We start from the raw sequence: 10,893 nt of genomic DNA, 5'->3' as shown, positions 1-10,893 counted from the left end.
CCAATCCTTCGGGCCCATCGGGAATGGCGCCGAGCCGGGCCTGCGCCCGCCCCTCGACCCGCGACCCGCGCACGATCACGGCGCGCACCACGCTGCTGGCAATCCCCAGATTGGCGTTCAGCCCAACGTCGATGGGGGTGGAGGCGCTGGCCGTGCTGGCACGCGACAGGCCGTTGATGCGCAGGCTGGCGGTGCCGCGCGGGGCTTCGCCTGCGGGCATTGCGATATCGATATTGCCGGTAACGCGCCCCGACACATCGAGCGAAGGCCAGAAAATGCCGATGAGCCCCAGCGATACCTTGTCGAATCGCCCGCGCCAGGCCTGTTTGGTACCGGTCTGGCCCGAAAATTCGCCGGTCCCGTCGGCGCTGACCAGTTTCACCGGCGATAGAATCCAGCCATCGGCGCTTCGCCGGAAAATGGCCGGGGCTTCCAGCCGGGCGGCGCGGCCATCGACAAGTCCGCTGGCGGCAACGACAATCTGGTCGCGTGCCGCGGTGATATCGCTGGTCAGCGCAAAATCCACACCGCTGCGGCCGTTGAGCGTCAGCTTGGCCGTGCCGGCGCCGTCCGCATAGCGCAGCGTGCCTTCGGACTTTTCGATAATCAGGCTGCCGCGCGTCAGGCCGGCAAACGCAAAGCTGCCGCTGGCCTCGGGGCCGCTGGCTGGCAACAGCACCGTCATGTCGATCCGGCCATCTTCGATCGTCACAGGTGTCGCCATGTCGAGCGCGGCGTTGCCGGCCTTTGCCGCGATCACCATGCGCTGTACGTTGCCCGCCGCGCCAAATGTCGCGGTGCCCGACAACCCTTGGCCAACAAGATCAAGTGTGCCCGCAAATGGCCCGGCCGGCGCCTGCACCAGCCGGCCACTGCCAGTGATGCCGGCAATGGCCAGCATGTCCATGTTGATTACCACCGGCCCAGTCGCTGTCGCCACGATGCCGCGCGCCGTCATTGGCCCCGCTGCCGATTGTCCAACTGCCGTAAAACGCCAACCTCCGGGTGCTGGCACCACCTTGGCGCTCACGGCTGTGATGCCATAGCCGGGCCGGGACAAAGTCACATCGACATCCGGCGCCGTGATCGGTCCCGCCAGCGTCAACGCCACAGGGCCGAAGTCGCTGGATGTGCCGCTGCCCGCAATCCGCATGATGCCTTCGGGCGTGCGGCTGCCGCTCCATGCCAATGTCAGTTTCGGTGCCATCAGCCGCGCGTTCGCCAGGCCGAGCGACAGGTCGGGCGCCAGCGTGAAATCGGCCGTAACCTGCGGCAAGCCCCCCGCAAGCGCTGCAAAAAACCCGTTGTCGAGCCGCGAAATCTGCACATCGGCCTTGCCGGTGGTCACCGCCCCGCCGCCGGCCGCTGGCCCGACCCGCAAGTCGGCAACCACATCGGCCAGGCCCAGCGATAGCAGTGCATAGGCCGGCAGGCTTGCGCGCGCTGTCACCTGCCAGACCGCGCCGCCCAGCACCAACGCCCCCGTGCCGGAAAGCCGACTGGTCCGGATGCTGATGCCCTGTCCGGTCAGCCGTCCCGCCGTCCAGCGCAGTGGCCCCGAAATCCGCACATCCATGAGCAAAGGCGACGCCGTCTCGCCCAACCCGGAAATGGCGCGGGCGCGGATATCCACCGGGATCACCCACGCCCGGCTGCCGGAGTCCAGCGGGCCGCGTTCGGCGATCCCGGTCGCTACCAGGTCGCTGGCGCTGGTCTTGTCCCAGGCGATTGTCTGCGCTGTCAGGCGATAATCCACCAGCGGGTTTGCCAGCGTACCAGCCAGCCCGGCTTTGGCCATCACGGCTTGCCCGCTCAGCCGGGGACTGATGGCGGAAAGGTCGAGCAGTCGCAGCACGATCCTGCCATTTTCGATCCGCTCGGATGCCCGCACGATGTTGCCTGACACATCGGCGGCAATCGCCTTGCTCGCCAGTTTCAGCGTCACCAGCGTTTGCACGTCATCCAGCCTGGCGCTGCCATCGACAGCCAGCGATTCCCCGATCAGCCGCGCGGCCATGCCGGACAGCAGCCCGGCCGGGCGTGCCGTGCCGCGCAGTGTGAAAAAGCCGGCGCGGTTGGTCAATGCCAGGTCTGCCGCCCGTGCGCCGCCAACATCTGCCGTGATGCGCCCGCGCCAGTCCCGCCATTGTCCCTTGCCGGCAATGGCGGCACTGATCGGACGGTCCAGCCCAAGCAGCCCGGACGCGACTCCGCCGCGTGCGCTGGTCAGCCGTGCGTCAAGGTCGAAGACATCATCATCGGGCCGCGCATCGAGCCGCAGCAACAGCGTGTCCGCAGCGCCGGTGCCATCCAGCCGCACACGTGCTCGCCCGCCCTGAATATCGGCATTGCCCGCCACCGCCAGCACTTGCGCCCGGCCTGCGACTGCGGCTGCCAGATGCAAGCGCCTAATCTCCAGCCGGGCGATGGCAAAATCGAAATCGGGCAATATGCGGTCGCTGCCCGTGTCACGCAGTTTCGGCAGCCTCGCCAGCATGACATCGGGTGCGATGATCGCCTGTGCCGTGAAACGCCGCTGGAGCAGATCTAGCGGCCGCCAGTCGAGCGTCAGCCGCGGTACGCGGGCAAAATCCCCAAGCGGGTCGCCAACAATCAATCCATGAATGTCCGCGCGCCCGTAGATCGATCCGTCGATCCGCTCCGCCCGCAGGGTCAGCCCCGATTGCAACCGGATAAGCGTGAGATTGCGCGCCAGATACGCACGCCCGCTGCTGGTATCCAGCCAGTACAGCCCGGCGGCCAGCACGACCGCAACCAGTGCGGCCACCGCCAGCAGCGCGATCAGCCCGCGCCGCCACCAGCGGTTGTGCGCCGCGGCCGCCATCAAAAGGCTTGTCCGATCGAGACATAGAATGCGACGCGCGGATCGCCAGCTTCGGGGTTGATCGGCGTTGCCACATCGATGCGTATCGGGCCAAAGCTGGAGTAATAGCGCACGCCGATACCGGCTCCGGCCTTCAGGCCACGCAGGCTCGGCACGGTCGATTGATAGACTTGCCCGGCATCGACAAAGCCGACCAAGCCTAGATCGGCGCCAAATGCCGTGAAGCGATAGCGCGCCTCGATCGACGCTTCGACGAGGCTGTTGCCGCCGGTGGGATTGCCATCGTCCGATCGCGGCCCGACCCGCTGGAATTCATAACCGCGCACCGAACCGCCGCCGCCGGCATAAAACCGCCGGTCCGGCACGACCACGCCGCGATTGGCACCAAAGATCGCGCCGAAGTGCAGCCGCCCGGCCAGTACCAGATTGCCGATGGGCTGATAAATGCTGCCGTCGATCTGGGCCTTGAGGTAGTTGACGCTCGCGCCGCTACGCAGCGTGAGTTCGGGCGACAGCCGCCCGGTCAACCTGAATCCGCGCGACGGGTTGAGTAGGTCGTCCGACTGGTCCCAGGTCACGCTGCCCGGAAAGGCCAGCACATAGAACTGGTTGCGCGGCTGGCCCGCGGCCGACAGGTCGCGCTGTGATGTCGCCAGCACCTGCGCCCCGATGGAATAGGTCCAGGCCTTTTGCCAGATGGTGTTGGATTCGCGCGTGATGGCCGCCGTCACGCCCAATGTGTTGGCTGAAAAGGCGAACTGCTGCGAGAAACTCAGGCCGCCGGACAGTGACAGCGACTGGTCGCGCCGGCGGAAATTGCGCCGCCGGAACTCCACCTGCGCCACTTGTTCACGCTGCGCGCCCACGCCGCGCAATGTCAGCGCGCCTTCGGGCGGGAAGAAATTGCGGTGCGCCCAGCTGCCCTCCAGCCTGATGCCCTGGCCGGTCGAATAGCCGCCGGACGCGGACAGGGTGCGCGACGGCGCCCCTTCGGCGTTGATCTCCAGATTGACCTCGCCGCGCCCATCGGCGGTCACGCCGCCCTCCACCGGCTTGATGGCAATGGCGCCGAACAGCCCGGTTTGAATCAACGCCCGGCGCAAATCCTCGCGGCCGCCGTTGCGATACGGCTCGCCCGGCTTGAAACGCGCCAGCCGCTGCAAGTGCGCGGCATCAAAACCCTGCGTGTCCCCGGTGATTGTCAGCTGGCCGAACACGCCGCGCCGACCCAGGTCGACGAATTGGCGCAGGCTGGCGGTGCGGCTGGCATGGTCGATGCCGATGTCAGGCGCGATGATGCGCGCAAAGGCATAGCCGGCGTCGGCCAGTCGCAGCGGCAACGCGTCCTGCGCGGCGTTCACCTGTGCCGCTTCGATGGGGTCGCCCAGCGATATGCCCAGCAGCGGCGTGACAATCGGGCCGGGATCGACCGCCAAGGCCGCACTTGCCGGCGCGCTGACCATAATATCGTCGTAGACATAGATCTGGCCCGGCGTCACCTTGATGGTGATCATGGTTGCGCTGCGCGCCGTCCTGGGCGGCGTGATGGCAGCAACGCTCGACCCACCATAATAGCCGATGGACCGCAGCAACTGGTCGATCAGGTCGCGGTCTTCGGAAATGCGCCGGTTGATCTGCGCCAGATTGGCGTCCTCGGCCCGGTGCAGCCACAGCGACGAAAGCCCCTGGAATTCATCCAGCAGACCCAGCGGCTTCAAGCCATCGACCACCAGCTGGTAGCGGATTGCCGCCGTTGCAGGCGCCGGGTCGTTGTCGGTGGTGCTCTCCACTGTTGGCCAAGCCACGGCATCGGCACCTTCCAGCGGCGCGAAATCCTCAAGCAGGATATCGCCGGGCTTTTTTGCTGGCACTGGGCCCGATTCCGGGGCCTGCGCTGTTCCTGATGCAGGCGGAGACGCTGGTGCGGGCACCTTTAGTGCCGGCTGGGCCGAGAGGGCAGGGGCCATGCACAGCAGGGCCAACCCCAGAGTTGCCGCCAATCTGGATGGAATTTGCACCACGCTTCTGTCCTAGCGGCCCTTCATTCTTGTGCAAGCGCTGCGTCATCCTTGGGACTGGCCACTCTCGCCGGCACGTGCAAAAGCGGTGTTATGACGCCTGAACGCCCCAATCAGTTCCGTGAACCCGCCGGCGGAGGCTGCCTTGTCGCGGCCGGACTGATTCTGGGACCAGTGATCGGCATGGCAATCGGCAATGGTCTGATCGGCCTGGTCATTGGCGCCGGCGCGGGTATCGCGGCTGCTGTTGGCCTCGCCGTCTGGGACAAGAGGCACTAATCTGGGCGGCGCTAATTCAGGCGGCGGCCCACCCAAACCACGCGGCCGATGACATCGATGGCGGCCGGGTCACAGTCGTCCCAGCTTGGAAAAGCGTCGTTGTCGCTGCGGATCGACAGGCGCCGGGTCGCCGGGTGGACCGACAGCCGTTTGACCAGCAGCGATTCGCCCAACCGCAAGACATAAATGCCCTCCCGCAGGCGCTCCCTGTCGTCGGTATCGACCAGGATCTGGTCGCCATCGGCCAACGCCGGCAACATCGAATCGCCCTCCAGAATCATTGCAGCCATGGCCTCTGGCCGGCCGCTGGCGATAGCGCCGATGAAGCCGGTGCGAAATGCCACCGGCGCCAGTGCCGGATCCGGCAATATGGCGGGGCCAGGCGCCGCGCCCTGCGCTGTTTCGGCGATGCCGCCCGCGCGGCTCATCATGGCAACCAGAACATAATCATCGGCTTGTGACGATAATCCTGGCCGGGGCAGCAGGGCTCGCGATGCTTCGTCCGGCCCGCCCAGTAGCCGCTCGGCAATGCCGAAATGCTGTGCCAGGGTGCGCCGGTCGCGTTCCGAAAGGCAGCGCGGCACGCCGCGCTTCACGAATTGCTGCACATAGGTCGGGTTGCGCCCAAGCCGCCGTGACAGCGAGGCATAATCCTCACCGCGCGCCGAAATGAGCGCGTCCAACCGCTGCCTGATGGCGACAGTGTCCATAGGGGGCGGAACCTCCTCTCCTGGTCCGCTTGTGACGTTATATAGCATAGTTTTTTACCTAGACTAGTAGGATTTCAACGTGGATAAATTGTAAATCCTGCCGAATCGGACCGGAAATGCAAGGGAGTGTCCCTATGGCATAGTCTGAAACCAGGGGGAGATGCGCTGTCATGAGTCTATTGCAGATCATTGAACGTCATATCCGAGCCCAGGATCTTGCGCCGTCGCGCTTTGGTCGTCAGGCGGCCGGCGACCCGCGTTTTGTGTTCGATTTGCGGCGCGGGCGCGAACCGCGTGCCGCCACCATTGCCCGGGTGCATGCCTTTATCTCCGCCGACCAGGCTGGCGCGACTGTGCCAACAGAAAACGGAAAGTCACTGTAATGCTTGTTCATTTTGACCATGTTCAGGCCATGCTGCTACGCGCCGTCGCTGATCTTGCAGGAATCGATCCGTGCCACCCCGACCAATTGCAACTGGTGGTTCGCGAACTGGTGAGCCGCGACTGGGCCAGCGTGACCCTGACGGGCGCCCGGCACGAGCTCATGGTCGCACTTGCCGGCGATCCTGACCATGTTGCCAGTGCAATGGCGCGAATCCTGTCTGAACTGCCGGACAGGGAAATCCCCATCCATGGACATTTTGTTGCCGAGCTTGCCGTCGCCGTGGACCCGGACTTGCGGGACGACGGTCATGGACTGACCATCCACGCCCTTGTCATCCGGGATTGAGGGCTTTGGGGACCGGGGTCATGTCCGCAGTCATGCTGGACCCCGGCTGCCTGCGACATAATTGAGCCACGCTCAACAGGCCTTGCCGGAGCGTTTGATTGCGACTAGCAATTGAGTCGCAATCAAATCAATCGGGCCTCAGCCATGTCGTTCAACACCCTGCGTTTTGGTGCAATGCCCGGCTCGGCTCTCGCGCATGCGGCGCTGGCGCTGCTCCCAATGGCTTTGCTCGTGGCATGCTCCGACCCCGCACCGCCGCGTGCAACGCCGGTCGGGGTCATCGCGGTGGCGCTTGGTTCGGCTGTGCCGGCAGATGGCACAGGCGCCTTGGTCATTGCCGGCACCGTGCGGCTCAAGCGCGAAACGCAATTGTCGTTCAATACACCCGGCCGCGTTGCTGCTATTGCGGTGCGCGAAGGCGACCGGGTGGCACGCGGGCAACTGTTGGCTCGGCTCGACGCGACCGGGCTTGATGCCGCGCTTGCTTCGGCGCGGGCCGAAGCGGTGCGTGCCGACGCCGATCTGGCCCGCGCAAAGGGCCTGTTCGACAAGGGCTGGGTCACCGCCCCCCGCGTGGAAGCAGCGCGTGCCAGCGCGGCGGCTGCGCGTGCCCGTGTCCGCCAGGCCGGATTCGATGTCGGCCTTGCAACGCTCAGGGCGCCCACTGCCGGGGTCGTGCTGTCGCGCGCCGCCGAGCCGGGCCAGATCGTGAAACCTGGCCAACTCGTGCTTTCGGTCGGGGAATATGATGCCGGCTATGTCCTCAGGCTGCCGATGGCGGATTCCGATGCCGCGCGGCTGCGGCTCGGCCAGCCGGCGCAGGTGCGGCTGCCGGCGCTGGGTCCGGCCCCGATGAATGCCACGGTGTCGGAAATCGGAGCGCGCGGTGATGAAGGCACCGGCACATTCCGGGTCGAGCTGAAGTTGCCAGTGGATCCCCGGCTGAAATCCGGGCTGATAGGCACTGCAATGCTCACGCTGCCCGGCGCCGCCAGCGTGGCCAGCCCCGTATCTGGCCCCGTATCTGTGCCGGCCAGTGCCGTGTTCGGCGCCCGCGCCGATGAAGGGTTTGTCTATGTCCATGATGCGGCCAGTGGCCGGGTCAAGCTGCGCCAGGTCGCTGTCGGCCCGATCAGCGACACCGCTGTCATCGTCACCGGGGGGCTGAAACCGGGAGAGAAAGTCGCGATATCCGGCGTCGACCGCCTGCGCGACGGCAGCCGGGTCAACGTCAGGCCCAGCGCCGGGCCTTTGGGCTGATCGGCGTGCAGGGCATCATCACCTTTGCCATCCAGCGTTGGCAGATCACGCTTGTCATCTTCGGGCTTATGGCGGCCATCGGATTGTCGGCGTTTCTGGGCATTCCGCGGTCTGTCGATCCGCATTTCCCCTCGCCGTTCATCAATGTCGTCGCCACGGTGCCGGGCGCGGAGCCGGGCGACATGGAAACGACCGTGGCCAAGCCGATCGAGGATGTGCTTCAGGGGCTGGACGGTATCGTCAAGGTATCGTCGCGGTCCACGGATTCCACCGCCGTCATCACGGCCGAATTCAGCTGGGACGGCGATCCGGAGAAAAACTACGACGAAGTGGTGCGCGAGGTGAATGCCATTCGCTCCAGCCTGCCGCCGGCGTTGCAGCGGCTGGAATTCCTCAAGTCCCGCACCACCGAAGCCGCTGTCATCCAGTTTGCGCTGGTATCCGACACGGCGTCGTACCGCCGGCTCGAAAAGCTCGCCAAGGACCTGCGCGAGCGGCTCAACCGCGTGCCGGGCGTGCGCACGTCGCGGGCATGGGCCATCCCGACGCCCGAGGTGCGAGTTGCGGTCGATTCCGGCCGCCTCGCGCAACTGGGCCTGCCGGTCACCGCGATCACCGATGCCTTGCGCAGCGGCGCGCAGGACCTGCCTCCCGGCTCGGTCCACAGCGGCGACACGCGGCTGAACGTCCAGGCCGGCGGCGCCTACAAGTCGCTCGATGAAGTGATGGACGAGCCGGTGCGGGCGCGCGATGGCCGCATCGTGCGAGTCAAGGATGTCGCCACCGTTGCCTGGGGGTATGAAGAACAGCCGCATTACGCGCGCTACAATGGCAAGCGCGCCGTCTGGGTGACGCTCACACAAAAAGACGGTCTCAATGTGCTGGCCATCCGCGATGCTGCCGCCACGGCCGCCCGCGACTATGAAAAGCTGTTGCCGCCGGATGTGAATCTGAAAATCGGCTTCGACCAGAGCCTCGATATTGCCCGCAAGCTCGACCAATTGGGCCGGGATTTCGCCATCGCCGTCGGGCTGGTGCTGATCACGCTGCTGCCGCTTGGCTGGCGTGCGTCCCTGGTGGTGATGGTATCGGTGCCGCTCAGCCTGGCCATGGGGGTTGCGGTGCTGGCCTTTTCGGGCTTCACGTTGAACCAGTTGGCGATTTCCGGCTTCATCATTGCTCTGGGCCTGCTGGTCGATGATTCCATCGTCGTCACTGAAAATATCGCCCGGCATCTGCGCATGGGTGAAACCCGCGAACAGGCCGCCATCAACGGCACCAAACAGATCGCCGTGGCCGTTATCGGCTGCACGTTCGTGTTGCTGTTCGCGTTTCTGCCGCTGACCCTGTTGCCCGAGGGCGCCGGCAAATTCACCCGCTCGTTGCCCGTCGCCGTGCTGGGCACGGTTGCGGCGTCGCTGCTGGTATCGCTCACCATCGTGCCGTTCCTGGCCAGCCGCATGCTGCCCAAAACCGAAAGCCATGACGGCAATCGGTTCCTGCAAGCCGTCAACGGCGGCATCCAGCGCTTTTACCAGCCGGTTCTCCACTGGGGCCTGACCCATCCCTGGCGGGCAATGCTGGCAGCGACGGTGCTGATTTTCTCGGGGCTTGGACTGCTGCCCTTCATCGGTTCCAGCCTGTTTCCGCCGGCCGAAACCACCTATTTCCTCGTGCAGGTCACCGCGCCCGAGGGCACCGCCATCGAACGCACCGACCGGGCCATACGCACGGCCGAAAAAACCTTGCGCGCCGAACCCGATGTTCTCGACATCATGGCCAATGTCGGCCGCGGCAACCCGCAGATTTTCTATAACCAGCGCGGCTTCGACCAGCGCAGCAACATCGGCGAAGTGCTCGTCACCCTGAGGGAGTGGGACAAGGATCGCAGCCCGGCGATGGTCGACCGCATCCGCAAGGCGTTCGAAACCAGCCCGGACGCGCAATTTGTCGTCAAGATCTTCCAGAACGGCCCGCCCATCGATGCGCCGATCCAGATCCGCATCGTCGGGCCTGACCTGGCTGTGCTGAAACGCCTTGCGGCAACCACCGAAGGCGTCATGCGCGCTGTGCCCGGCACCCGCGACGTGCGCAATCCGATCGCGGTGGACACGCCGCGCCTGTCGCTGGGCCTCGATGCCGACAAGGCAGCGCTGCTCGGTGTCCAGCCCGGGGCGCCGCGCCGCGCGCTGCGTCTGGCGCTGGCAGGCGAAACCGCCGGGCGACTGCGCGACGTGGAGGGCGACAGCTACAATGTCGTCGTGCGCCTGCCGCTGGACAAGCGTCACGACATCTCTGCGCTCGATCAGGTCTATGTACCCGCTGGCCAGAACGCCGTGCCACTGCGCGAGATTGCCACGCCGCGGCTTGATTCCGCCCCGCCGCGCATCAACCGCGAACGCCAGCAACGCGTCGTCTATGTCGATGCCCAGATCGCCGATGGCTATCTGACGGCCAAGGTCGATGCCGCCGTGCAGGAGGCCATAAAATCCGTGAAACTCCCCGAAGGCTATCGCTTCGATGTCGGCGGCGAGGCCGAAACCAAGGCGCGCAGCTTTGGCGGGCTTGGTCCCATCATTGCGCTGGCTGTGTTCGGCATCCTCGCCGTGCTGGTCATCGAATTCGGCCGTTTCCGCGAAACCGCCGTGGTCGCCGGCGTCATCCCGCTTGGTTTGTTCGGCGGGCTGGTGGCGTTGTTCGTGACCGGCAATTCGCTCAGCTACACCGCCGTCATCGGTTTTGTCGCGCTGATCGGCATCGAGATCAAGAATTCGATCCTTCTCGTCGATTTCACCACGCAGTTGCGCCAGCAGGGCCAGGGCCTGCGCGACGCCATCGAACACGCCGGCGAAGTGCGCTTCCTGCCGGTGCTGCTCACCAGCGTCACGGCCATCGGCGGACTGCTGCCGCTCGCCCTGTCCGGCTCGGGCCTTTACAGTCCGCTGGCCTGGGTGATCATCGGCGGGCTCATTTCCTCCACGCTGCTCAGCCGCATTGTCACTCCCGTCATGTACCTGCTGATCGTGCGCGGCGCCCCCCCTCCCGCCTGAA

At 65.7% G+C, this 10,893-nt stretch carries 8 protein-coding genes; 5 read left to right on the top strand and 3 right to left on the bottom strand.

Annotated features, from left to right (window positions below; translation table 11 throughout):
- Both RMQ73_RS07060 and RMQ73_RS07055 read right to left on the bottom strand, forming a co-directional pair.
- On the bottom strand, nucleotides 1-2,845 hold a 2,845-nt coding region (locus RMQ73_RS07060; RefSeq protein WP_310497385.1), incomplete at its 3' end, for a hypothetical protein.
- Entirely contained in the window at nucleotides 2,845-4,716 is a 1,872-nt protein-coding gene (locus RMQ73_RS07055) for a BamA/TamA family outer membrane protein (protein ID WP_310497384.1), read from the bottom strand. The genes RMQ73_RS07060 and RMQ73_RS07055, both read right to left, overlap by 1 nt.
- 240 nt (nucleotides 4,717-4,956) lie before the next feature.
- Between RMQ73_RS07055 and RMQ73_RS07050 the strand changes: the two genes are divergently transcribed.
- The gene (locus RMQ73_RS07050; RefSeq protein WP_310497382.1) at nucleotides 4,957-5,142 is read left to right on the top strand and encodes a hypothetical protein; all 186 of its coding nucleotides are present in this window, start codon (nucleotides 4,957-4,959) and stop codon (nucleotides 5,140-5,142) included.
- An 11-nt stretch (nucleotides 5,143-5,153) separates the two neighbouring features.
- Here RMQ73_RS07050 and RMQ73_RS07045 read toward each other — a convergent pair whose 3' ends face one another.
- Entirely contained in the window at nucleotides 5,154-5,852 is a 699-nt protein-coding gene (locus RMQ73_RS07045) for a S24 family peptidase (protein ID WP_310497381.1), read from the bottom strand.
- Between the two features lie 170 nt (nucleotides 5,853-6,022).
- Here RMQ73_RS07045 and RMQ73_RS07040 point away from each other — a divergent pair, with 170 nt between their 5' ends.
- From RMQ73_RS07040 to RMQ73_RS07025, 4 genes are all read left to right on the top strand, one after another.
- Nucleotides 6,023-6,235: a hypothetical protein gene (locus tag RMQ73_RS07040; RefSeq protein WP_310497380.1), complete on the top strand. Its 213-nt coding sequence runs from the start codon at nucleotides 6,023-6,025 to the stop codon at nucleotides 6,233-6,235.
- Between the two features lie 29 nt (nucleotides 6,236-6,264).
- A complete protein-coding gene (locus RMQ73_RS07035; protein ID WP_310497379.1) occupies nucleotides 6,265-6,582 on the top strand; it encodes a hypothetical protein in 318 nt (105 codons plus the stop codon).
- Between the two features lie 144 nt (nucleotides 6,583-6,726).
- A complete protein-coding gene (locus RMQ73_RS07030; protein ID WP_310497378.1) occupies nucleotides 6,727-7,842 on the top strand; it encodes an efflux RND transporter periplasmic adaptor subunit in 1,116 nt (371 codons plus the stop codon).
- A gap of 5 nt (nucleotides 7,843-7,847) precedes the next feature.
- Complete coding sequence (locus tag RMQ73_RS07025) at nucleotides 7,848-10,892, top strand: efflux RND transporter permease subunit (protein ID WP_310497377.1); 3,045 nt, start codon at nucleotides 7,848-7,850, stop codon at nucleotides 10,890-10,892.
- Nucleotide 10,893 lies beyond the last annotated feature (1 nt).

The sequence above is a fragment of the Sandarakinorhabdus sp. genome, from assembly GCF_031430775.1.
Classification (GTDB): Bacteria; Pseudomonadota; Alphaproteobacteria; order Sphingomonadales; family Sphingomonadaceae; genus Sandarakinorhabdus.
This window is presented reverse-complemented; position numbering and strand designations above follow the sequence as displayed.

Coding starts and splice junctions, on each gene's coding strand:
- RMQ73_RS07045 (WP_310497381.1), bottom strand. CDS start 5,852: ATGGACACTGTCGCCATCAGGCAGCGGTTGGACGCGCTCATTTCGGCG.
- RMQ73_RS07040 (WP_310497380.1), top strand. CDS start 6,023: ATGAGTCTATTGCAGATCATTGAACGTCATATCCGAGCCCAGGATCTT.
- RMQ73_RS07030 (WP_310497378.1), top strand. CDS start 6,727: ATGTCGTTCAACACCCTGCGTTTTGGTGCAATGCCCGGCTCGGCTCTC.
- RMQ73_RS07035 (WP_310497379.1), top strand. CDS start 6,265: ATGCTGCTACGCGCCGTCGCTGATCTTGCAGGAATCGATCCGTGCCAC.
- RMQ73_RS07050 (WP_310497382.1), top strand. CDS start 4,957: ATGACGCCTGAACGCCCCAATCAGTTCCGTGAACCCGCCGGCGGAGGC.